This window comes from Providencia sp. TYF-12, from assembly GCF_041344805.1.
GTDB lineage: Bacteria > Pseudomonadota > Gammaproteobacteria > Enterobacterales > Enterobacteriaceae > Providencia > Providencia huashanensis.
In genome coordinates, this window is sequence record NZ_CP166833.1 from 3,348,334 (window position 1) to 3,371,993 (window position 23,660).

Below are 23,660 nucleotides of genomic sequence, written 5' to 3' on the forward strand. Positions count from 1 at the left end.
TTATTAGACTTAGAGGATTAGATGGCCAAAGAAGACAATATTGAAATGCAGGGCACAGTTTTAGATACCCTGCCAAACACAATGTTCCGTGTTGAACTAGAAAACGGTCACGTAGTGACTGCTCATATTTCTGGTAAAATGCGTAAAAACTATATCCGCATCCTGACAGGCGACAAGGTAACTGTAGAGTTAACTCCTTATGACCTGAGCAAAGGCCGAATCATTTTCCGTAGCCGTTGATATTCTCTTCAGGCAAGGCCTGACATTACCACAGGTGCATGACACACCTGTGGTCTATTTCGTCAGAATACCGCATCCTCCGGAGAGGCCTTGTGCACGCTACTGAAGCTGTATGTCAGTGTGTTACTTTTTTCATCAAGCCCGATACTTACAGAGCCGCCATTGGTTAATGAACCAAATAGCAATTCATTTGCTAATGGTTTTTTCAGGTTATCCTGAATTGCGCGCGCCATAGGTCGGGCGCCCATTGCTTTATCATAACCTTTTTCACATAACCAACGACGAGCCGCTGAGCTCACCTCAATGGATACCCCTTTCTCATCAAGTTGTACTTGTAATTCAACAATAAACTTATCAACCACTTGCGTGATAATCTCAGGCGTTAACGAATTAAACCAAATAATGCCATCTAAACGATTACGAAACTCTGGAGAAAATACTTTTTTAATCTCAGACATCGCATCAGTACTGTTGTCTTGGTCAGCAAAACCAATGGAACGACGTTGTGTTTCTTGCACACCAGCATTGGTTGTCATCACCACCACTACATTACGAAAATCAGCCTTACGGCCATTATTATCGGTTAATGTGCCGTGATCCATTACTTGCAGCAGAATATTAAACACATCAGGATGTGCCTTTTCGATTTCATCCAATAACACCACTGAATGTGGATGTTTAATAACAGCATCAGTCAGTAAACCGCCTTGGTCAAACCCGACATAGCCCGGAGGTGCACCAATTAAACGACTAACTGTGTGGCGCTCCATATACTCAGACATATCAAATCGTAATAGTTTGATATCTAGTGCTTTAGCTAACTGAACGGTGACTTCTGTTTTACCAACCCCAGTTGGACCTGCAAATAAAAACGAGCCAACAGGTTTATTGTCTACCCCTAAACCTGCTCGATTCATTTTAATGGCTTCCGATAATGCATTGATCGCATTGTCTTGGCCAAATACGAGCATTTTCAAACGCGAATCAAGGGTTTTCAGTTTGTCTTTATCACTCAATGAAACCGTTTTTTCTGGGATACGTGCAATACGTGCCACCACAGTTTCTATTTCAGGTACACCAATGGTTTTTTTACGCTTACTTGGTGCAATAAGCCGCGTACGGGCTCCAGCTTCATCAATAACATCAATTGCTTTATCTGGTAGGTGCCTGTCTGTGATGTATTTAATAGATAAATCCACAGCAGCTTGGATAGCTTTAGCGGTATAACGCACATCATGATGCGCTTCATACTTAGGCTTTAACCCAGTGATGATACGAATAGTTTCTTCTGGTGTAGGTTCAACAATATCAATTTTTTGAAAACGACGCGCTAACGCCCTATCTTTCTCGAAAATACTACTAAACTCTTGATATGTCGTTGAGCCAATGACTCGAATACGCCCACCTGATAGCAAAGGCTTAATCAAATTAGCGGCGTCAACTTGGCCACCGGATGCAGCACCCGCACCGATAATCGTATGTATTTCATCGATAAATAAAATACTCTTCGGGTCTTTTTCTAGCATTTTTAGCAGCGCTTTAAAGCGTTTCTCAAAGTCCCCGCGGTATTTGGTGCCCGCTAATAATGAGCCAATATCTAATGAATAAATAGTGCAACCTTTCATCACTTCTGGGACATCGTCTTGCTCAATACGCCACGCTAAGCCCTCTGCGATTGCTGTTTTACCAACGCCAGACTCCCCGACTAATAGTGGATTATTTTTACGGCGGCGACATAGCACTTGGATCGTACGCTCTAATTCTGCCTGCCGTCCCACCAGTGGGTCGATATTCCCTTTTTTAGCCTGCTGGTTCAGGTTAGTCGTGAAGTTGTCCATATGGTCTTCTGAGACCGGCTGTTCTTCATTTGGAGTACTACTCGGGGAAATATCTTGTTCAGATGAAGGCCCCTCACCTTTTACTGTGCCATGAGAGATATAATTGACGACATCTAAGCGACTGACATCATGCTTACGCAATAAGTATGCCGCTTGAGATTCTTGTTCACTAAAAATAGCGACTAAGACATTCGCACCACTGACCTCGTTGCGCCCAGATGACTGCACATGAAAAACAGCTCGCTGTAATACACGTTGAAAACTCAGAGTAGGTTGGGTGTCTCTGTTATCATTTTCGGGTAACAAAGGTGTAGTTTGCGCGATGAAGTGTTCCAGTTCTTGGCGCAGCGCGACAAGATCAACCTTGCAAGCATCTAGAGCTTCGCGCGCAGAGATATTACTCAATAACGCCAGCAATAGGTGCTCTACTGTCATAAACTCATGGCGGCTATCTTTCGCTTTTGTAAAAGCTACATTTAAACTAAGCTCCAGTTCTTGATTGAGCATAAGCACCTCCCAAAATTGATATTAAACCAGTCAAACTTTCTCTATAGTGCAAAGCAAAGGGTACTCATGTTCACGAGCAAAAGTATTGACTTGCGCCGCTTTTGTTTCAGCAACCTCTGCGGTAAAAATTCCACAAACTCCCTTTCCTTGAATATGGACATCTAACATTATCTGTGTAGCGCGTTCTTCATCAAAAGAAAAGTATTTTTGTAACACTTCGACAACAAAATCCATCGGAGTATAATCGTCATTATTTAATAATACCTTATACATCGATGGTGGCTGTAAGGTTTGCTCTACTTCATCTTTAAAAATGACGTCTGTTTTAAATGTGCCCAGAAAATCGCTCATTACTTTCTTGCTCAGTCTTACTAAATGTTAAATTTCAATTTTAGCATAGTCTTTATTATCAACGATTTCACCAATCAAGTTGATAATGCCATCAAACTATACGGTTAGATTAGTATGTCATTTTTTATCATATGTACTATAAACCACAGTGTAGCATGGCAATCGCCCTCACTTCTATGATTTGCAATCTGTGAGCCATATCAAATATCACAGAAAATAGCCGTCAATGCTTATCGAATTCTTAACACTTTACCATAATTACTGAGACTCGCCTCTTGACCTTATAAGGCAATTTACTACAGTATGTTTTACGAGCAATCAACAGAGTATTTATACTTAGTTGTTGTGTGTATTTTATACATGTCTGTAAAACACTATTTGCAAACCTAAAGGATAAAATATGGAGACGGGTATCGTTAAGTGGTTCAATAACGCAAAAGGCTTTGGTTTTATTTGCCCGGCTGATGGCGGAGAAGATATTTTTGCTCATTATTCCTGCATTAAAATGGATGGTTATCGGACTTTAAAAGCAGGTCAAAAAGTGCAATTTAGCGTAACGATTGGGCCAAAAGGTAATCATGCGGATCTGATTATTCCAATTGAAGTTGAGAGTACTCTTCCTGATAATACTGAATCAAATTAATACGTTGTACAATTTAACACTTTGTGCAATAGAGCACAGTTAATTATTTCAATATCATTGATGACGTCAATAATTAACTGTGGCTATTTATAACTTAACTATCAGATAATGGTTTTTTAGCCGCACAACCACCCGCTGTTTGCAGATGGGTCATATCACCATACAATGACGTTAATAATGCATATTGTTCAACGTCATAAAACTTACATTGGTTTTCTGTAAACGCTTTTGCAACTTCAATCATAAATTTTACAGCCGCCGCAATATCAACTTCATGGCTAGCCCCTGTGGAGCAACCCGGTACGACGGTATCTGAGCAAATGGCCACACCAACAACAGGAGCTGATGTTGACACCGCAGGTTGTAAAATACTATTAATATGATGAAGGCCATTGCCGTAAGGCGTTATGTCTTGAATAGATAACGGGAACGTGACTGCCTTTTGCCCACTACTCCACTCCATTAAGCGGATCAAATCTTCAGACACAGGCAGGATATAACCACTTTTTACTGTAGGGGATAACGCATACCCCTTGTGGTTCAGTAAACGATTCCCTTTTGTCGTATCTACCGACAAAATTGCATCCGCCTCAGGAATTGCTTCATGCTGATTCATCGTCGCATCTTCAAGGGGAGAATCCATAAAATCAACAGGTGTATGAGGGCGCGTTGGGGCATTAGGGCAAATATGAGTTGTGATAATCACATCCCCTGCCAGTTTGTCCCCCTTTTCATGCATTTCTGCTAACTTAAGACCTGCCGCAACTGCAGCTATGGCACCATCAGCATCAGAAACAACACCAATTCGAGATGGCCTAGCACCAATACCACCTAAGCGGCCGATAATCCCCAGTGTTGGAGCATCTTTACTTTGTGATTTACCTTGTGTGCCAGGAATATGAATACGGACAAAATCACTTTGACCTTTAAGATCCTTGACTGTTTTAGACGTGACATTAATTTGTGGGAAACCCTGGAATAATGCAACAATGTCTTCACCCCTAACACTAGCGCTATCGATTAAATCGTAAACGCAAAGAGTTTGTTTTAGACTCATTGTATTTCCTTCAATTTTAATTATTTTTTATAAAAATGAAGGGCTACTTTGGGGATAACTAGCCCAATAAAGCTAGGTTTCCCCATTTCACCCCATGTGAAACCACTTATTGCTGAGGTCTCACCTTTTCCTGATGAAGGCGTTATTCACGCACTTAAAATAAAGTACTAACGATATAAACTGCTTATAATTTACTCTTTACTTTCACTACTTACTTTTACTACCTACTTTACTACATGACATAATTTCACTACTTTTTGATACTTTTTTGTAGCCAGTAAGGGTCGCCAACCATACAACCTAGATAAGCAGCCTTATGGCAAAGATTAGTGGATAATTGCTCCATAACCTCTTTGTTCATCTGCATTTCAGGCAAACTTAAACACAGTGCATATAATGAATTTTGCGATGGGTCAAAAACGGTACTGGATACAGAAGCAACACCAGCTACAGATTCATTCATCGAGAACTCCCAGCCACGCTCAGCAATAAGGTTCATTTGTTGAATCAACCTTTCTTGCTCATCTTTTGACTCACGACTAATAATTTCTGACCTTTCATTCAACGGTAGCCTAGATAACAACGCACGCCCCGTAGAAGTACCAAGAATAGGCAAACGAGTCCCCGGCTGGGTAACCACTTGCAACATACTATTGCCAAAACGCGCATGGACAACACGCACCATGTCATCATCAAGTGCGGATACATAGCTGGTAAAACCGCTATCTTTAGCAAGCTCATCAAGCGCTTCAAGCATCATATCGATTAAAGGGTTCATCCCCCTCGCTCGGTGAGCTAATTCCATAATCAATAAGCCAGGCCGATAAATTGGCGCATTATTTTTCTTTTCTAACAGCCCTAGTTCTGCCATCTGTTTTAAAAGGCGTGATGCGGAGCTCTTTGGCATACCTAATTCATTTACCAACGTTGTTACTGTTAGCTCAGCGCCTGTACGCAGGAACAGTTGATAAACATCAACGACACTAGATAAAATACTCATGACCCTAAACCTTGGGTTAATACACCGTAACTTTGTGGTTTTCTATCTCTTAGATAAGGTACTTTAAGGCGTGTATGCGCTTGGTCTAAGAAATCAATTTCACCAATTAATAGCTCTTCACCTGCATGAGTTGCTTCATAAAGAACTTGTCCACGAGGGCCTAATACCTTGCTTCCACCAAATAAATGGAGGTCTTCTTCATGGCCCCAACGGTTTACAGCAAGTAAGTGGGTACCATTTTCCAGTGCTCGACAAGCGCTGTTGATATCCCAAACGTCTTTATCTTGTACACACCATGCAGAGGGGGCTAATAACAATTCGGCCCCTTGTAGCGTTAAAATACGAGCGACTTCAGGGAACCCCATGTCATAACAGATCATGATGCCAATTTTCCCTATTGGTGTGTCAAATACAGGGAAGCTGTCACCACGACCAAACCACTGTTTTTCTAAACCAAAAGCATGGACTTTGCGAAATATACCGCTAACCCCTTTACACCCTGGGTTCCAAACCCCCACAGAGTTATATATGTCACCTAAATAGTCGCCACGCTCAACAAAACCGCTAACGATGGTAATATTAAGGCGGGTCGCAAGTTCACTAAATAAGTTATAGGTTTCGCTGCCCTCTGAATCACTTAAGTCCCAGAGTTTTGTAGTTAATAAATCACCACGATAACCTGTTGTTGCTAATTCAGGGAAACAAACCAGCTTCGCACCTGAATCAGCAGCTTGTTGGCACATTAGCGCCATGCGCTGCAAATTATTCTGCTTATTACCGAGTTCAGAATTAAACTGAGCCAAAGCAACTTTAACTTTTGTACCTGACATTGCTTAATCCTTATCCAAATTAGAGACTTGGCGAAAATGCACAGCTTCAACACCTTTTGCTTTTGCCTGCCAGCTCATGGCAACCCAATAAGCTATAGCTCCCGTAACTAATGAGTTAAGTGCTGGGATACCGTAATCTGCATTAAATGGCCCTAACTCTGATGTTCCCCATCCGACTATGACGGCAATTAACCAGACAATTAAAGTAATGGGGTTATACGCTTCGCAACTAGGCGGCAATATGCCCTGTGCACGCGTAGTATCTAGCTCTTTGCGGTCTCGTTTTAAGATATAGTAGTCAACAACCATAATCCCTGCGACAGGAGGGATTGCTATTCCAAGGTAAATTAAGAAGCCAATAAAATTGTCTAAAATCCCTAACATTGAAGCGATGGTCCCAAAAATACCAATCACCCACGTTAAATAACGGCGGTCAAAACGTTTATTAAAAATCGCATTGAGTAGTGTTGAGAAACCTAAAGATGATGAGTATAGATTGATATCATTCATTTTTATTGTTGAAAAAATAACAATCGATGCACCTAATAGGCCAGTCAATGCCATCATTAAATCAAACACTTGGCTAGTACGTAATGAAAGTGCCATCAGTACCGCTATCATGTTTACCAGAAGCTCTCCAAAAAAAGTGCCGATGAGCGTCATCCAAAACACATCTTTAGGGGCTTTCATAAAGCGGCTGATGTCTGGTGTTGTCACCGCTGCAATAATAAAACCGCCAGCAACCATCGTGATTGCAGCTGGCATTGTCATTAGTGGCCCGGCGGGTTCAGTGTCATTGATAAGAGTACCAATATCCTGACCTGATAATAAATTATACGTCGCCCAACCTAATGCGAATAAAAATAGCGGCGTTGAGATATTTGCAGTAATAGATAAAAATCGATACCCATATACTGTAATAACCGTCACCGCAATACCTGTAATAAGTGACCAAGTCCCTGGTGTTAGCACGTTAGTCGCTTTATACATACCATCCGCGAAGAAGCCATTTTGTACGCCAAACCAACCCATTAAAGAAATGGCAATTGCGCCACCAATCAGAGCTGAACCTAACTTACCAAAACCCGCCCACCTAGAGAGTAGGCTAATCGACATACCTTCGCGACATGCAGCCGCCCCAAGCCCCCAACTGACTACCTGCAAAATTACAGAGCCAAGCATGGTTGCCCAAAACGCCTGCCAAAAAGTTAACCCGTACCCGAGCGCCGCACCTAACATGACTTGTGAAACACAAGCTAGTGCACCAATTCGTAGAATTAACACTTCATAGAATGGTCTACGAGCACTTTGGGGTACCCGAGCCAAAGAATAATCTTCACCTACTTTATTCGCCATATTCGCACCTGCTGTGTGGTTGTCTTTGCTTAGTTTTTTACTGGCTTTATTATAAGTTCCACTACATGGAACTAGGTTTCATTTATTCTACAAGCAAATAATATCCATGATCGCTACCAATTCGCAAGTAGAATTTATCTTTTCAGACAATATTTTTATTATGAAATATTTAAATAAATGAGGGAATACATATAGCGATAAAAAATTTCATTGATAAATGAATAGGTTAAATTTGGAGCATTTAATTAGCAGAATTTAATCGAGGAACTCGGTTCCATTAAACGGAACTGTAACATGATGTAAATATATTCTTAAATAGGCAAAACTTCAATGCATGAATACCCTACTTATAAGGAAAATGATATCTATATTGATTGGAAAGGTCAGATATTAAACCGCCTTAAAAAACACTAAAGCAATTTCCTCTGTATTGTATAAACCAATACAGAGGAAAATATTAATAGGTTAATTACTCCCTCGCTAATGCATCAATCGGATTTAATCGAGCGGCATTACGTGCGGGTAAAAAGCCAAAAATAACCCCGATCGCTGTTGAACAAGCAAACGCACTCACTAGCGCCATAGGGTCAAAGGAAAAAGTCCAGCCGGGCAATGCCATTTGGGCCAATAAACTGATGCCATAGGACAATCCAATTCCTAGCAGCCCCCCCATTAAGCATACTAAAATGGCCTCAATCAAAAACTGCTGCATGACATCACTGGTCCTTGCACCCACAGCCATACGAATGCCTATTTCACGAGTTCGCTCCGTCACCGAAACAAGCATGATATTCATCACCCCGATCCCCCCGACCACGAGTGAAATAACAGCCACTAAAGTTAGGAATAACTGCATTGTTCTCGTTGTTTTTTCAGCTGCTTTAACAAAAGTATCAAGGTTAAAAGTAAATATATCTTGCTTACCATGACGCAATGTCAGTAAACGAGTTAATTGTTGCTCTACCGTTTTAGCGTCATAACCCTCTTTTACCCGAACCGTGAAACTATCATAATAAGGGCGATTAATAATTTTACTGTTCACTGTGGTATCTGGCAGCCAAATTGATAATGACTTGCTTGAGCCAAAAGCTGATTTTTTCTCTTCAAGCACCCCAATAACGGTAACAGGCATATTACCAACTAACAAAGTTTCGCCCACCACACGCTCTTGCTTAGGGAAAAATCGTCGTTTCGTGTTCGCATCAATCACAACAACTTGCGCACGCCTATCCACCATATCTTGCGTAAAATTCATGCCTTCTGAAAACTTTGACGCATAGACATCAAAATAACCGCGCCCAACACCTAAAAGCTGTGCCGCCGCATCTAAATTTCCCTTTCTTAGGCGAGTCGAACTATTGATTTCTCCTGAAATCGCATACACATAGGGTTGTTTTGCTAAGGCTTCAATATCTGCGGCTTTTAAAGACTGACGATTTTGCGCATCATCACTGCCAAAATCTTCCCCGGGATAAATTGAAATGGTATTAGTTCCAATTGATTTTATATCATTCAAAACCATATCTTGTGCTGCATCACCAATAACCATAATCGATACCACCGAAGCGATACCAATGATGATCCCTAACATTGTCAGCAAAGTACGCATTTTATTGACGACCATTGCACGCCAAGCCATCAATAAAGCTTCACTAAACCGACCATATACCTGACTTAAAGACAGTTTACGGCTAGCAGCTTTTGGTAACGAATTAGTACGAACAGCTGCTACCACCCCCGAATCACGAAGAATTTCACCATCCTTAATCTCAACAACCCGCTCCGCTTGCTCAGCTATTTTTGGGTCGTGGGTGACAATAATTACGGTATGCCCCTGAGCGCAGAGGTCTTTTAAGATTTTCATCACCTCTTCGCCAGAATGGCTATCGAGTGCGCCTGTCGGTTCATCAGCTAAAATGATTTGCCCACCATTCATCAGTGCCCTTGCAATACTGACTCGTTGCTGCTGGCCACCAGAAAGCTGACTAGGACGGTAGTTGATGCGTTCACCTAACCCTAAGCGTTGTAATAATTGCGCGGCTCGTTCGCGGCGCTGTGCCTTCCCTGCTCCCGCATATATAGCGGGGACTTCAACATTTTGCTCTGCACTTAAATGACTCAATAAGTGATAACGTTGAAAAATAAAGCCAAAATGTTCGCGTCGAAGCTCAGCAAGTTGGTCGTTATCTAAGGTGGCAATATTTTGCCCGTCAACGATGTAATCCCCTGACGATGGTTTATCTAAACAACCAATAATATTCATCAGTGTTGATTTACCAGACCCTGATGCCCCAATAATTGCAACCATTTCACCTGCATTAATTTTCAGTGAAACATTTTTCAAGACTGTAGTTTGGTTTTCACCTTCACCGTAACGGCGGGTGATCCCTTGAAGCTCAATTAACGCAGACATTTTAGTTCTCCGTGTCACTGTGCCCAATGATCACTTTGTCACCATCATTTAACCCCTTGACGACCTCCACATACACATCATTACGGCTACCAATCTCAATTTGTTTTTTCTCTGCTTTATCACCTTGCAGAATATCTACCTCATAAGTTTGTGGCGAAATTTGATCTCCCAATGCAGATAGAGGCAATAACAAAACGTTCTTACGTGAGTCTAATTCGATTTTGACCTGTGCCGTCATTTGTAATTTTAATAAATGTTGTGGGTTAGGCACTTCAAACCGCGCATAATAGAAAATAGCATCATTGATTTTTTCAGGTGTCGGCAGTATATCCTTTAGCTGGCCTGAAAATTTTTTATCTGGTGCGCCAAGCACCGTAAAAGATGCCTCTTGCCCTGGCTCTAAGTAAATTACGTCAGCTTCAGAGACTTCAGCTTTCACCAACATAGTATCCAAATCAGCAAGCGTTAAAATGGTTGGTGCCTCTTGGGCTGCGATTACTGTTTGCCCTTGTAATGTTTTAATAAAAGTAACAATACCGTCCATTGGTGCAGTAATTTGCGTGTATTTTAGGTTCGTTTTCGCGGTGTCTAAAGTGGCTTGGTTACGTTTAATTTGCGCTTGATAAGTCGCGACTTGGGCTTTTTTTACTTCAACGTCGGTTTTTGCTTTGTCTAAATCTTGTTGTGCGACCGCTTGTAACTTTGCCAAGCTAACATGACGCTGGTACGTGACTTGTGCCAAACGCAACTCAGCTTGAGCTAAGGAAAGGTTAGCTTCTAACTCGCGAGTCGTTGCTTCGGATTCAATCACATCATTTTGGGCTTTTTTAGGGTCAATAACGGCAAGTAAGTCACCTTTTTTGACGTAATCGCCTTCTTTAACATATAACGTTTGTAGCTGACCACTTACTTGGGCTCCGACATCAACTTTACGTACCGCATCGAGTTTACCTGTAGCGAGAACTTGCTTATCCAAATCGCCTCGAGTGACATCAACGGTCTGAAAAACTTCTGGATCGTTATCATTAAAGAGAAACCCAGCGATACCAGCGGCAACAATAATTATCACCAAATAAAGAGGCCACTTTTTTTTAGGCTTTACCTTCATTTATACCTGCTTCCTATGAACAAAAAGAGGGCTGCGCCCTCTAAAATAACTTACTGTAAGATAACAATAATGTTTCAACTTAACATATTGGCTTAATTCAATATGTTCATAATATATAACTTAAGTTATCAATTGATTAAACACATAGCAGGCTAAACTTTTCCTAGGTTAAATAATCAATCAACAACATACCTATTTTTGTTATCTCAGCTTAATTAGCTTTTCCCCTTGCAAGCCATGCAACACGAGAAAACATATTTTTCAGTTGCAGTGGAATGCTATCAGGCCCTAACTCTGCCGCCCGATTTACGGTGGCTAAGGCTAAATCAGGTTTTGAAGTACGGGAAATCGCTTTAATGATCACCCGTCTGGTTGAGACTTTTGCATTATCAGGAATATCTGCAATTTCATGATATAGGCTTCTGAACCCTTCGCGATATAGGAAATGTTCCATATCTGGAGCGGTTAACATCGTTAGCCTATCCCTATCTGGCGAATTGATTTTATTCGCATAATGCGTTGCAGTAGCGGCATATTTACGCCCCGCTTCATCACCATCCGTCAACACATGCCATTCAATCCCCATTTTATTGGCAAATTTCAACAGCGGCTTCAAGCCACTTTGTGCAAACGCAATAACTTTAATGCCTTCCGTTTCAAAGTAATAATGACATTGGCTTGCAAACTCGCTCATTAGCCAAATTTCAGTTTCCCCTTCAACCAATAACCAACAACGAGCAAAAAGTGCAGATGGCCGGTTAAATCGAATATGGAAAGAGATTTTACGTAACTCTTCAGGGCTTAAATCATTTTGGTTTAAACGATAAGCAGATACTTTATTCGTATTGCGCACCAAACGACACAAATCTTCCAAAGGCGCCAGTGAAAGTAGCTCACCTGAATTGGTTGTCGTGATACGTTGAAGTGAAAACAGGCTAAATAACCCCCAAGCAATAGAGAGCATAATCGGATGTAGTCGAGTTTCAGGGTCTTCAACAATAATCAATGGCCTCGCATGTTTATCTAAGTGAATATTACCTTTGGCTTGTAATAATGAATAAAACATCCCTAAGATAATTAAACGGATATTTCGTTGGTTTGGTTTTGCGATAAGACGATTAATATTGTCCAGTGCTTTCCAACCTTGTTTGCGAGGTTGAATATTTATGAGTGAATTGTCTGTCTTAATAATATGTGCAGTTTGCCCTGAAAAATAATGGCTCAATAATTGCTGCATTGCATCGATACCCGCCCCTAAATCATCATCACTGAGGCGCTCAGGGTTTTTAACTAACGCACTTGTTAATTCCTTAATATGAGCATTAAACATATCCCGCATTTCTTTTTGCCCAGTCACTATTATTTCTGGGTTAATCGACTGTAAGAAACGAGCATCTCGTAAACGGATAACGGGGTACAGCCGAACAATTTCTTTTATGTATTTCCCTACATTATCCAAGGATAATTTATTACCACCTGAATTTAAGAAGCTTTTATCAACCACGACAGTATTGTCATCTTTGAGTTCAGCACTCACTCGGTAAAAAATATGCTTAAGGTCATCACCATTATCGACCCAAACGGAGCTAAGATTATGGAAACGATATGACTGATGCCGGCCTTTACGGCGCTCACAAAATTTTAAAACAATCTGTAATGAACGATAACGTGAATCATCATTCCCTGCTGGGTGATGAAAGTCATGTAAAGTGAATTGATAATCTTTATGTTCGGGGGAGAGAAGAATATCAAGAGCATCAAGTAAACTGGATTTACCCCATGAGTTCTCACCGATTAAAACTGTGCTGTTATTAAGTTCTAAAGACAGCCGGTTAATCCCTCTAAATCCATATATTTCCACACGTTCCAGATACATATCTCTCTCCTTGGAATATTTTTAATTCACTTGGAACCACCAGTACAAGATAGCGCCAATGATTGAGCATACTAAAGGACAATATTTAGAGCTTACCGATTAAGCTTGTTTATTACTATATATATGTACGAGAAATAAAAAATCTTCACAACAAAACAGCTAACTGTATTGAGCATCTAATTGCAGTGTTATAAAATAGTAAAACTTTTATTTTTAGTATTTTTAACTTGCTTTTCGATGAATTAACCAATAAAAAATTTTATGGCGAAAAGCCCTTTTAGTACGGTGCGTTAAATCAGGTTTGTGCTGCGATAACTTAAATAAAGAAAAATAAGCATAACGCCTTGTTTATATTTACCTAGTCGATGGGATAACCTCTAAGGATGCGGCCATGTATTCAGGACTTTTAATTATTCTTCTACCGTTAACTTTCGGTTATCTTATTCCTATAAAAAACAAACAAATACTCCATCGTGTCCATCAATCATTGAACTCAATGGTGTATGTTATTTTATTTTTAATGGGTATTACGCTTGCACTGCTCGAAAACTTAAGTGTTCACTTAATTTCTATTTTAATTTATGCCGTTACCTTCTTTGCCTGTATATTTTTACTAAATGTTATCTCGCTGTTATTGTTAGATAAACTTGACCCGTGGAAAATTCCTCAGCATAAACAAGAAAAACCTCCTTCACGCCTCAAGATGGTATTCGAATCCTTACAGCTCTGCGGTGTACTGCTTTTAGGGTTTGTTGTTGGGCTAACTGGCTTTGATTTTCTACACTATGCAGATAAAGGCAGCCAGTTAGCGTTGATGCTACTGCTTTTATTGGTTGGGATTCAGCTACGTAATAGCGGCATGAGCATCAAGCAAATTTTAATTAACCGCCGAGGCACAACAATTGCCTTCGTGATGGCGGTCAGTGCGTTGGCTGGTGGCGCGCTTGCTGCATTTTTATTAGGTATTCCTGTTAAAATGGGGCTAGCTCTTGCTTCTGGGTTCGGTTGGTATTCCTTAACGGGGATTGTCTTAACCGATGCTTACGGCCCTGTAATGGGAAGTGCAGCATTCTTCAACGACTTAGCTCGCGAACTTGCTGCAATTATGTTGATACCAATGATTATTAACCGTTATCGCTCAACCGCACTGGGTATTTGTGGCTCAACCTCAATGGATTTTACCCTCCCCGTTTTGCAACGTAGCGGTGGGGTGTCTATTGTCCCTGCGGCCATTGTTCATGGCTTCGTACTTAGTCTTATTACGCCAATTCTTATGGCCTTCTTTACATAGGTAAAATTTCAGTCACAATAGCGGTTAATTTGCGTGAAACAGGAAATTAACATGACAGATAAACAACGTGTTTTAGTGTTGGGCGCTAGCGGCTATATTGGGCAAAACCTAATTCCCCAGCTGATTGAACAAGGATATGACGTTATTGCTGGGGCTCGTCGTGTTGATTGGATGCTATCTCAAGGTTGGCATGATACCCAATGCATTTATGTTGACCTTCACGACCCCGAAACTTTAAAAGGGGTCATGGAAGATATCGACATTGTTTATTTCCTAGTACACAGCATGGCAGACCAAGCTAATCTGGTTGAGCGGGAACGCGCAGCAGCACGTAATGTACAACAGGCTCTTGAAGGCTCTAATGTTAAGCATATTATCTATCTTAGCGCATTGCAGCACGGCCATACCTATTCACCACACCTTATCGCAAGGCGTTTAACCGGCGATATCTTGCGTGAAAGTCATATCCCTGTGACTGAAATCCGTTCTTCTATTATTGTTGGGCCAGGTTCAGCAGCCTTCGAAATTATGCGGGATATGGTTTATAACTTGGCTATTTTAACCCCACCACGCTGGGTGCGTTCAAAATCATCTCCAATCGCCCTATCCAATATTCTATATTATTTAACACAACTGGCAAAAACGCCGGTAACAGAAAGCCGAATTTTCGATGCAGGCGGCCCTGAATATATAAGCTACCAAGAGCTATTCAAAAGATTTATCAAAGTCAGCGGTAAACGCCGTTTGCTGATCCCTATCCCAATTCCAATTAGTATGATTTCGGTGCATTTTATTAGCCTTATCACCTCAGTACCGCCTTCAATTGCTAAGGAGCTAATCCAAGGCTTACAACATGACCTTCCTGCTGATGATAAAGCACTACGCGAGTTGATCCCTCAAACCTTAATTTCTTTCGATGACGCAGTCAGGGCAACCTTAGCGGAAGAAGCGGATGCCGTCGATAATGCAGATTGGGGATACGACCCTGAAGTTCGCAAGCGTTGGCGACCGGGCTATGGTTTTTATCCAAAACAAGCAGGTGCAACGCTTGGTACCATCGCTAGCAGCGAGTCTCTTTGGCATGTCGTTCAACAAATTGGTGGCAAAGATGGTTATTTTTATGCCAACGGCCTTTGGAAAACCCGCGCCATCATGGATGATATGATGTTGAATAAAATTAAATATGGGCGTCCCAATCGCGAAGAGCTGCAACTTGGCGATGAAATAGATGGTTGGCGTGTCATAAACCTTGAACCTAATAAACAACTTAGTTTGCTATTTGGTATGAAGGCACCGGGCCTTGGGCGGCTGACATTTACTATTCATGATAGCGGTAACCGCCGCTCAATTGATGTTAGAGCTTGGTGGCACCCAGCTGGCTTCTGTGGTCTGCTTTATTGGTTTGCCATGATGCCAGCACACTTATTTATTTTTAAAGGTATGGCGAAGCGAATTAGTGAACTGGCTTTTGAACGGGATAAACAACTCGCTAAGCAACAGCCGATAGAGCATCCAACTGAGAAAACAGAATAATTTCAGCGTAAAAACCAAATTTTTATGCATAAATTATTGCATAAATATGCTCATGGGATTAATATCGCAGGTAGTGAAAAAAGATATTATTGGTAAGCATGAGCATTCAATTAAAAAACATCAACTGTTTCTATGGTTCCCATCAGGCTCTCTTTGATATCAATCTAGAGTGTTCTGCAGGTGAGACCATGGTATTACTCGGGCCAAGTGGAGCAGGTAAAAGCTCTTTACTGCGTGTTCTCAATTTATTGGAAATGCCACGTTCTGGCCATTTAAATATTGTCGGTCAGCAATTTGACTTTTCATCGGTACCCGATGCGAAATCTATCCGTGAATTGCGTCAAAATGTCGGCATGGTATTCCAACAATATAACCTGTGGCCTCACTTGAATGTGATGGATAACCTAATTGAAGCCCCTTGCCGTGTATTAAAGTTATCGAAACAAGAAGCACAAAGTAAAGCGGCTAAGCTGTTAGAACGCCTACGTTTATCTCAATTTGCTGACCGCTATCCTTTACATTTATCTGGTGGTCAACAACAACGTGTTGCAATTGCAAGGGCGCTTATGATGGAGCCTAAGGTTCTGTTGTTTGATGAACCAACGGCTGCGCTTGACCCTGAAATAACCGCACAGGTTGTCGATATTATCCGCGAATTATCAGCAACAGGCATTACACAAGTTATCGTGACTCATGAAGTAGAAATTGCACGTAAAACCGCTAGCCGTGTAGTGTACATGGAAAACGGTCATATTGTAGAACAAGGAGACGCCAGCCATTTTTCGGCGCCTCAAACTGAAGCATTTGCAAATTATCTGTCACATTAATAGATATAGGATTAAGCAATGAAAAAAATTATATTAGCCGCGCTACTAGGCGCAGTAACCCTATCAGCAACTGCTGCAGAAAAAGAAACCATTCGTTTTGCAACGGAAGCAACTTATGCACCGTTTGAAATGTTTGATAAAAATAACCAAATTGTGGGTTTTGATGTGGATTTAGCCAATGCAATGTGCGAAAAAATGAACGCAACTTGCACATTTACTCACCAATCATTTGATAGTTTAATCCCTAGCTTGAAATTCCGTCGTTTCGAAGCATTGATGGCTGGTATCGATATTACCCCTGAGCGCCAACAACAGGTCGATTTTACTGAAACCTACTACCCTAACTCTGCTGAGTTTATCGCAGTAAAAGAGAAAATCTCTTCGGTTGATCAACTAAAAGACAAAAAAATCGGTGTGCAAAATGGGACAACTCACCAGAAATACATCATGGAACAACATAAAGGGATGACAACCGTTCCTTATGATAACTATCAATCTGCCATTTTAGATTTACAAAATGGCCGTATTGATGCTGTCTTTGGTGACACCGCTGTTGCTGATGAGTGGTTAAAAGCGAAAGGTAATGAAAACCTAACGGCTGTTGGCGAAAAAGTCACTGATCCACAATACTTCGGTATTGGTCTAGGTATTGCTGTTCGTAAAGGAAATAAAGAGCTACTGGATAAAATGAATAAAGCCTTAGCTGAAGTTAAAGCAGACGGCACTTATGATGCTATCCACAAAAAATGGTTTCAACAGTAATTGATATAATTAATGAGCAACTTTCTATTTTTAACAAGTGCCGCCGGTATCACCGTCGGCCTTGCTGTTTCTGCACTGGTTTTAGGGCTGATCCTCGCCATGTTATTTACTGCGTGGGAGTCCGTCCGTTTTAAACCTATTGCCTTTTTAGGGACTTGCTGGGTTACTTTGATCCGTGGTCTACCTGAATTACTGGTCGTGTTGTTTGTCTACTTTGGTACATTACAACTGATCAATTTGCTTGGTGATGGGTTCGATATAAACCTCGGTTTTTGGCAAACCACTATTCAAATTGACCCTAGCATTTTCTTTGCTGATAGCGGTGAATTTGATTACACCCCATTTGTCTGCGGTGTCATTGCCCTCGCCTTGTTATATGCGTCTTATGCATCACAAACATTGAGAGGAGCTTTAAAAGCAGTACCTTATGGTCAGTGGGAAGCCGGTTTTGCATTAGGTTTAAACAAACGCACTATTTTCTTTCGGTTCATTATGCCGCAAATGTGGCGCCATGCACTTCCTGGATTAGGTAACCAATGGCTTGTATTATTAAAAGATACTGCGTTAGTTTCACTCATCAGTGTTAATGATTTAATGCTACAAACAAAAACAATCGTTAATAGAACTCACGAACCTTTCACATGGTACGCCATTGTAGGGTTGATTTACCTTGCTATTACGTTAGTCAGTCAAGTTATCTTAAAACGTATTGAATTGCGTACCACTCGCTTTGAGCGAGGTGAATCAAAATGATTGATTTAATTTTAGATATTCTTCCGGGGCTACCAACCAGCTTATCACTGACGTTTAGTGCTCTTATTGTGGCTTTTCTTTTAGCGATATTATTTACTTTAATTCTCTCGCTTAAGACCCCCGTGGTTTCTCAAGCGGTTAAAGTCTATATCACGCTATTTACTGGCACGCCTTTATTGGTACAGTTTTTCTTAATATATAATGGTCCAAGCCAGTTTAAATCGTTGCAGGATTATCCAATGCTCTGGGAGTTTATCTCGACCCCATGGGTATGTGCGATGCTCGCATTAGCACTAAACAGTGCAGCGTATTCCACTTTGTTATTCCATGGTGCAGTTAAAGCCATTCCATCAGGCCAATGGCAGTCGTGCCAATCCCTCGGGATGAGTAAAATGCAAACCATGCGTATTATTTTGCCTTATGCCTTTAAACGTTCGTTATCGTCCTATTCCAACGAAGTCGTTCTGATTTTCAAAAGTACTTCACTTGCCAGTACGATTACAATGCTAGATGTCATGGGCTACAGCCAACTGATCTTTGGGCAAAGCTGGAATGTCATGGCGTTTGTTGCTGCGGGGATTATTTATTTAGTGGTCAATGCAATTTTAACAGTGCTAATGCGTTTAATCGAGCGTAAGGCTCTAGCCTTCGAACACCGCAATTAACAAATTATAATTCAATTGGTTATATAAAAAGCTTGGGTGCCCACCAAGCTTTTTTATTCTATCGTTCTTCCATTCATATTGATAATGAGACCTTAGCTCAAATATGTACGCATATTATCAACTTAAGTCTTATTTTATTTTTAATAATGTTAATACTTCAAAATGTGCAGTGTGTGGAAATAAATCAAACAGTTGTACCTTACAAACTTGATAGCCAGACAACCACTTCAAATCTTGTGCCATCGTTTTTGCATTACAGCTTGAATAGAGAATATATTCAGGTTGCATATGAGAAAGATAATCACACAGTGCTTTACCTATTCCTCTACGTGGTGGATTGACTAAAATAAGCTGCGGAATATCCTGATTAGCAGTAGCAAAACGCGTAGAGTCGAGGGCTTTAAATTCAACATATTGTAGCCCTAGTTCATTCGCTGATTGTTGAGCACTGGCAATTGCAGGAGCACTGATTTCAATGCCAGTTAAGCGGGTCTCTTTTTCAGCGCAGTGCAACCCAAAACCCCCAACCCCACAAAACAAATCCCACAAGCTATGAATATTTAATGCTTTTACCCACTCTCTCGCGGTTTGGTATAGCTTAGCTGCAACAACAGGATTAGTTTGGAAAAAACCTTGTGGTCGAATAAACAAAGGAACTTGATTAAACTCCTCACGCAATGTGTGTTGCGGAGTTAAGAAAATCTCTTCCTCGCCTTCGAGTATTGCCATATGTACGGGCTGAATATTTGCCGTAATCACCTCAAGTTGTGGTAATTGCTCTTGTAACCAAGGCAATGCATTTTTGAGCTGAACCAGTTTTTTCTCTGAACGCAGCACAAAGCGCAGCATAAACCTACCCGTGTGTCGGCTTTGTGTTAACAAAAGATATTTCAGTTCCCCACGTTTGCGTTCAATGTTGTACGGCGTGAGCCCTGCTCGAGCGATAAAGGGGGAAAGCACACTAAAGATATCTGAAAATGAGGCGGGGTATAATGGGCAATCCGTTAGGTCGACACCGACCCCATTTTCTCCGATAATCCCGAAAATTGGCCTTTCAACACTCCCACTAACCACCATTTTCGCTTTATTACGAAAAGCGACTTGTAAGCCAGTGACGGGGGTTTGAAACTTAATAGCCTCAATTTCTGGTAATAACGCCTGTAGTTGCCCCTGCTTTGCAGCAATTTGTTGTTCTGGTGTCAGTTCTAACCATTGGCACGAGCGACATGCGCCCGTGAGGTATTTTTCACAATGCATAACAAAAAGTTAGTGAAGGATTATGGAAGGTTTATCATCATCAGGAGAAAACTCCGACTCATCTTCAGCAGAGCCGTCATCCTCACTAAAATCACCTTGATTGGCATACAAGAGATTATTACTAAAGATTTCATAAACAATAGCAGAAATTTGGTCTTCTGCTTGCTGCACAAAAAGGCAAAACTGTCGATAAGTCATTCCTGCTTCTAAGGAAAATGATTGACTCACAACGAGTTTAGGTAAGTTTTCATCGTTAATTTCAAGAAAAACTTTAGCTGTTAATGAACTGGCATTGATTTGGCTGATATTCGCCACAAGCGTCACAATAGCCGTTGGTTTCAACTCGGCTAATGCAGACAGTACCAAAACATTATTTAAAATATCGAGCTTCGCATCAAAAATACCCTCTATGTTTTGCATATGAGGTAAATGCAATGCTGCGCAGGAATCACACTCGAAATAAGAGGTTTTGAGTTGGTCTAGCCATTCACGTAACTTTGTGATGTCAGGGTAACAAATAGAATCCATGGGCAATAAACCTTCTTCAACTCAAAATAATCATGCAATATCGGTTTGTTAGAGCCTTGATTTCACCTCTAACAGAAAAGCGAATAATTTTCACACATTGTAAGCCGAAACGCTAGCGAAACCACGTTTTTTATGGCTATTCATCGTGTTTATCATCAAAAGATTCTGGTTTTTGGCTGTGCTTTTTGGTCGATTGTTTATTATCAATCCCTAAAAAACTTAAACTATGGATAGCGCGCCAAATAATATGAATGACAGCAGGAACTAAACAGCCAATCCCAACCATAATAATCGCAATTATTACCCCTTGCTGCATTAAAGGTTCAGGTAATGTCATATAATCATTTAATGTCAGTAAAACGATTATCAGGAGTATAATTCCCACACCTTCTAATACCAAAATAGGTTTGGGCATATCCGCTAATGAGCGCATAGTCCCTTTAGATTCCGGTTTGTTACTCATTATAGTTACCTTTCCACTGTTACATCGCTATCATACTCTCTCGATTATATGTCATACCTATAGGTATAACAGGAAAATTCGACTTTTATTTCACAATTTATGTAGGCATAGTATTGAATATTGCGATTAAAATTCGAGTTCAAGATAAAAGGAGATACTATGTATACTGTTATTTTTGGTCGCCCTGGCTGCCCCTATTGTGTTCGTGCGAAAGAACTTGCTGAAAAACTGAAAAATGAACGTGACGATTTTGACTACCGTTATGTCGATATCCAAGCTGAAGGCATTTCTAAAGAAGATCTGTCTAAAACTGTCGGTAAACCTGTTGAAACTGTGCCACAAATTTTTATTGATGAAACTCATATCGGCGGTTGCACTGATTTTGAAGCTTATGCAAAAGAAAATTTGGATCTATACAAATAATTAGCCCCTCAGATTTCTCTACTCAACAAGCAAAGTGGTTCACTTATTGACAAGTACTCACACTTTGCTTGTTCTTTTTGTGCTATTTCATTTAAATTTCATAAAAAAGTGCATTTTTTTTCATCTGCCTGAGAACTTTCTTTTTTAGATGGGGTCTTAATTTATGCCACTGCTTTTCTTTGATGTCCCCATATTGAGGAGCCCGATAGCCAACTCTATGTTTTCATGCTATCGGGTTTTTTGTTTCTAATCAGCAAGTTCCCCTTGTAATGTAATAATTAACCTGCGTTTCCCGCCGTAATTACGATGTTCACACAAGTAGATCCCCTGCCATGTTCCAAGATTTAAGCGCCCTTTTGTCACAGGGATAGTCAAACTAGCTCCTAATAAACTACTTTTAAGGTGCGCAGGCATATCATCACTTCCTTCATAAGTATGCTTAAAATAAGGTTCATTTTCCGGCACTGCTTTATTAAAGAAACGCTCAAAATCTTCTCTAACGGTATAATCTGCATTCTCATTGACTGTCAAAGAGGCAGATGTATGCTGAATAAAAATATTCACTAAACCAATATCGATTGAACTTAGTTCAGGCAATTGCTGAAGGATCTCCTCTGTGACTAAATGGAATCCCCTTTGTTTTGCATTGAGCTGTATTTCTTTTTGCCACCACACGATTTTTCCCCTTCCTCAACGACGCGAAAACACTTTACCGCGTTAAATAATCATTGAGTAATTGTTTAACCGCAAGTAAATTTGTCGCACAACGCTTTCAATAATAAGACAAAGGGACTTTACCTGCTAAGTCGGAAACTTTAATCTCTCCCTCTTACATGTTTGCTCTGTCTTATTTACTAACTGTCCGAGGTACTGAACTGTGCTGGAACAACTGAATCTTGATCTTTTCAATTTGATCAATGCCACACCAGAGACCGCGAGTGGAACCATTGCGCTAGCCAATGTTATTGCCAAGCGCTTAATCCTTATTTTTCCACTTTTTACTGTTGCCTGTTGGTTCTGGGGTGCCCAGCCAAATATGACCCGCCAACGTGCTTTTGCATGCAAAGCAGCGATTGCTATTGTTGTAGGTTTAGCCATTTCTTGGTTAATTGGCTATATTGCCCCACACGATCGCCCATTTGTCATGGGAATTGGAACAAACTTCTCAGATCATGAAGCCACACCATCATTTCCAAGCAACCATGGCACCATTGTCTTTACTTTCGCCTTTGCCTTCCTTTTCTGGCTAAGAACTTGGGTGGGGTTAGTGATGATGATACCGGCTATCGTGATTGCGTGGTCACGCATTTACCTAGGTGTCCATTGGCCTTTAGATATGGCAGGTGCCTTTATATTAGCAATTGTTGCCTGCGGAATTGCACAGGTTATCTGGTCTATTGGTGCAAATAAAATCCAAGAACCTATAACCCGGCTTTATAGTTTAATTTTTGGTTCTCTTATTCGCAAAGGTTGGTTCCAACCATAGTCATTAAAAAGTACTGGTGTTAATTAATACCAGTACTTTTATTCATTTTAGAAATTGAGCTAAATCAAAGTTTCTGCTTATTTTCTTTCTCTTCTTTAAAATTATTTTTAAGTATTAAACATAATTATTAAAACAATTAATTAACAAATATTTTGTTACGCTTTTTAATTATTTTTTTCGACGCAAAAAAAGTCACAAAAAATGACATGAAAATATCTATAAATAATTAATATATGATTTTAACCCCAACAAATTACCCTCTGGTTAATCACTCACTAAACCATTCCAAGAAATAAAAATATAATGTTAAATAACAACACATTACATAAGACAAAAGTCTAATTTATTGCCCTAGCATTAGAGTAAAACTTCATACTTAGATTAGCGTGGATTATATTTCAATCAGTTTAATGCTGATTATTAATATAATAATGTTTTTCCAGCAGAATTTAA

23 protein-coding genes are annotated in these 23,660 nt (G+C 40.4%); 10 read left to right on the forward strand and 13 right to left on the reverse strand.

Going from position 1 to position 23,660, the window contains the following annotated elements; all coding sequences use genetic code 11:
* The first annotated feature begins 21 nt into the window (after positions 1–21).
* The gene (infA, locus tag ABE954_RS15475) at positions 22–240 is read left to right on the forward strand and encodes a translation initiation factor IF-1 (RefSeq protein ID WP_004244560.1); all 219 of its coding nucleotides are present in this window, start codon (positions 22–24) and stop codon (positions 238–240) included.
* A 62-nt stretch (positions 241–302) separates the two neighbouring features.
* On the opposite strand, the gene clpA is transcribed toward infA, so the two are convergent.
* The gene (gene clpA / locus ABE954_RS15480) at positions 303–2,585 is read right to left on the reverse strand and encodes an ATP-dependent Clp protease ATP-binding subunit ClpA (RefSeq protein ID WP_206227280.1); all 2,283 of its coding nucleotides are present in this window, start codon (positions 2,583–2,585) and stop codon (positions 303–305) included.
* A gap of 30 nt (positions 2,586–2,615) precedes the next feature.
* Complete coding sequence (gene clpS / locus ABE954_RS15485) at positions 2,616–2,936, reverse strand: ATP-dependent Clp protease adapter ClpS (protein ID WP_042846513.1); 321 nt, start codon at positions 2,934–2,936, stop codon at positions 2,616–2,618.
* A 400-nt stretch (positions 2,937–3,336) separates the two neighbouring features.
* Between clpS and cspD the strand changes: the two genes are divergently transcribed.
* Positions 3,337–3,579: a cold shock domain-containing protein CspD gene (gene cspD, locus ABE954_RS15490; RefSeq protein ID WP_042846514.1), complete on the forward strand. Its 243-nt coding sequence runs from the start codon at positions 3,337–3,339 to the stop codon at positions 3,577–3,579.
* Positions 3,580–3,673: 94 nt separating this feature from the next.
* Here the strand turns inward: cspD and ABE954_RS15495 are convergent, their stop codons facing one another.
* The 7 genes from ABE954_RS15495 to ABE954_RS15525 all read right to left on the reverse strand — a co-directional run bounded on the left by ABE954_RS15495 (position 3,674) and on the right by ABE954_RS15525 (position 13,219).
* On the reverse strand, positions 3,674–4,636 hold the full coding sequence (locus tag ABE954_RS15495) for a DUF1177 domain-containing protein (RefSeq protein WP_187550555.1): 963 nt from the start codon (positions 4,634–4,636) through the stop codon (positions 3,674–3,676).
* Positions 4,637–4,886: 250 nt separating this feature from the next.
* Positions 4,887–5,636, reverse strand: a complete 750-nt coding sequence (locus tag ABE954_RS15500; protein ID WP_042846516.1) for an IclR family transcriptional regulator — start codon at positions 5,634–5,636, stop codon at positions 4,887–4,889.
* The gene (locus ABE954_RS15505) at positions 5,633–6,466 is read right to left on the reverse strand and encodes a nitrilase-related carbon-nitrogen hydrolase (RefSeq protein WP_048606539.1); all 834 of its coding nucleotides are present in this window, start codon (positions 6,464–6,466) and stop codon (positions 5,633–5,635) included. The genes ABE954_RS15500 and ABE954_RS15505 overlap by 4 nt, the downstream gene beginning before the upstream one ends.
* Before the next feature lie 3 nt (positions 6,467–6,469).
* Entirely contained in the window at positions 6,470–7,822 is a 1,353-nt protein-coding gene (locus tag ABE954_RS15510) for a cytosine permease (RefSeq protein WP_042846518.1), read from the reverse strand.
* A gap of 469 nt (positions 7,823–8,291) precedes the next feature.
* Positions 8,292–10,235: a macrolide ABC transporter ATP-binding protein/permease MacB gene (macB, locus tag ABE954_RS15515; protein WP_166686735.1), complete on the reverse strand. Its 1,944-nt coding sequence runs from the start codon at positions 10,233–10,235 to the stop codon at positions 8,292–8,294.
* 1 nt (position 10,236) lies between these two features.
* Positions 10,237–11,343: a macrolide transporter subunit MacA gene (gene macA / locus ABE954_RS15520; protein ID WP_042846520.1), complete on the reverse strand. Its 1,107-nt coding sequence runs from the start codon at positions 11,341–11,343 to the stop codon at positions 10,237–10,239.
* 211 nt (positions 11,344–11,554) lie between these two features.
* Positions 11,555–13,219, reverse strand: a complete 1,665-nt coding sequence (locus tag ABE954_RS15525; protein ID WP_042846521.1) for an ATP-dependent endonuclease — start codon at positions 13,217–13,219, stop codon at positions 11,555–11,557.
* Between the two features lie 391 nt (positions 13,220–13,610).
* Between ABE954_RS15525 and ABE954_RS15530 the strand changes: the two genes are divergently transcribed.
* The 6 genes from ABE954_RS15530 to artM all read left to right on the forward strand — a co-directional run bounded on the left by ABE954_RS15530 (position 13,611) and on the right by artM (position 19,050).
* Positions 13,611–14,510 (forward strand): lysine exporter LysO family protein, encoded by a 900-nt coding sequence (locus ABE954_RS15530; RefSeq protein ID WP_048606535.1) that lies wholly within the window; start codon positions 13,611–13,613, stop codon positions 14,508–14,510.
* Between the two features lie 51 nt (positions 14,511–14,561).
* Complete coding sequence (locus ABE954_RS15535) at positions 14,562–16,043, forward strand: DUF2867 domain-containing protein (RefSeq protein WP_042846523.1); 1,482 nt, start codon at positions 14,562–14,564, stop codon at positions 16,041–16,043.
* 98 nt (positions 16,044–16,141) lie between these two features.
* Positions 16,142–16,870 (forward strand): arginine ABC transporter ATP-binding protein ArtP, encoded by a 729-nt coding sequence (artP, locus tag ABE954_RS15540; protein ID WP_281110660.1) that lies wholly within the window; start codon positions 16,142–16,144, stop codon positions 16,868–16,870.
* Positions 16,871–16,888: 18 nt separating this feature from the next.
* The gene (artJ, locus tag ABE954_RS15545; RefSeq protein ID WP_042846525.1) at positions 16,889–17,632 is read left to right on the forward strand and encodes an arginine ABC transporter substrate-binding protein; all 744 of its coding nucleotides are present in this window, start codon (positions 16,889–16,891) and stop codon (positions 17,630–17,632) included.
* Positions 17,633–17,644: 12 nt separating this feature from the next.
* A complete protein-coding gene (gene artQ, locus ABE954_RS15550; protein ID WP_042846526.1) occupies positions 17,645–18,385 on the forward strand; it encodes an arginine ABC transporter permease ArtQ in 741 nt (246 codons plus the stop codon).
* The gene (artM, locus tag ABE954_RS15555; RefSeq protein WP_371025580.1) at positions 18,382–19,050 is read left to right on the forward strand and encodes an arginine ABC transporter permease ArtM; all 669 of its coding nucleotides are present in this window, start codon (positions 18,382–18,384) and stop codon (positions 19,048–19,050) included. The genes artQ and artM overlap by 4 nt, the downstream gene beginning before the upstream one ends.
* 129 nt (positions 19,051–19,179) lie before the next feature.
* On the opposite strand, the gene rlmC is transcribed toward artM, so the two are convergent.
* The 3 genes from rlmC to ABE954_RS15570 all read right to left on the reverse strand — a co-directional run bounded on the left by rlmC (position 19,180) and on the right by ABE954_RS15570 (position 21,298).
* The gene (rlmC, locus tag ABE954_RS15560) at positions 19,180–20,307 is read right to left on the reverse strand and encodes a 23S rRNA (uracil(747)-C(5))-methyltransferase RlmC (RefSeq protein WP_166686734.1); all 1,128 of its coding nucleotides are present in this window, start codon (positions 20,305–20,307) and stop codon (positions 19,180–19,182) included.
* Between the two features lie 9 nt (positions 20,308–20,316).
* The gene (locus tag ABE954_RS15565) at positions 20,317–20,835 is read right to left on the reverse strand and encodes a YbjN domain-containing protein (protein ID WP_042846530.1); all 519 of its coding nucleotides are present in this window, start codon (positions 20,833–20,835) and stop codon (positions 20,317–20,319) included.
* Between the two features lie 136 nt (positions 20,836–20,971).
* Positions 20,972–21,298, reverse strand: coding sequence for a YbjC family protein (locus tag ABE954_RS15570; protein ID WP_042846531.1), 327 nt, complete (start codon positions 21,296–21,298; stop codon positions 20,972–20,974).
* 159 nt (positions 21,299–21,457) lie between these two features.
* Here ABE954_RS15570 and ABE954_RS15575 point away from each other — a divergent pair, with 159 nt between their 5' ends.
* Positions 21,458–21,721 (forward strand): GrxA family glutaredoxin, encoded by a 264-nt coding sequence (locus tag ABE954_RS15575; RefSeq protein WP_042846532.1) that lies wholly within the window; start codon positions 21,458–21,460, stop codon positions 21,719–21,721.
* Positions 21,722–21,967: 246 nt separating this feature from the next.
* Here the strand turns inward: ABE954_RS15575 and ABE954_RS15580 are convergent, their stop codons facing one another.
* Positions 21,968–22,396 carry a secondary thiamine-phosphate synthase enzyme YjbQ gene (locus tag ABE954_RS15580; protein WP_042846533.1) on the reverse strand — a complete coding sequence of 143 codons (429 nt, stop codon included), beginning with the start codon at positions 22,394–22,396 and terminating at the stop codon, positions 21,968–21,970.
* 202 nt (positions 22,397–22,598) lie between these two features.
* Here ABE954_RS15580 and ybjG point away from each other — a divergent pair, with 202 nt between their 5' ends.
* Positions 22,599–23,207 carry an undecaprenyl-diphosphate phosphatase gene (gene ybjG, locus ABE954_RS15585; protein WP_042846534.1) on the forward strand — a complete coding sequence of 203 codons (609 nt, stop codon included), beginning with the start codon at positions 22,599–22,601 and terminating at the stop codon, positions 23,205–23,207.
* Positions 23,208–23,660 lie beyond the last annotated feature (453 nt).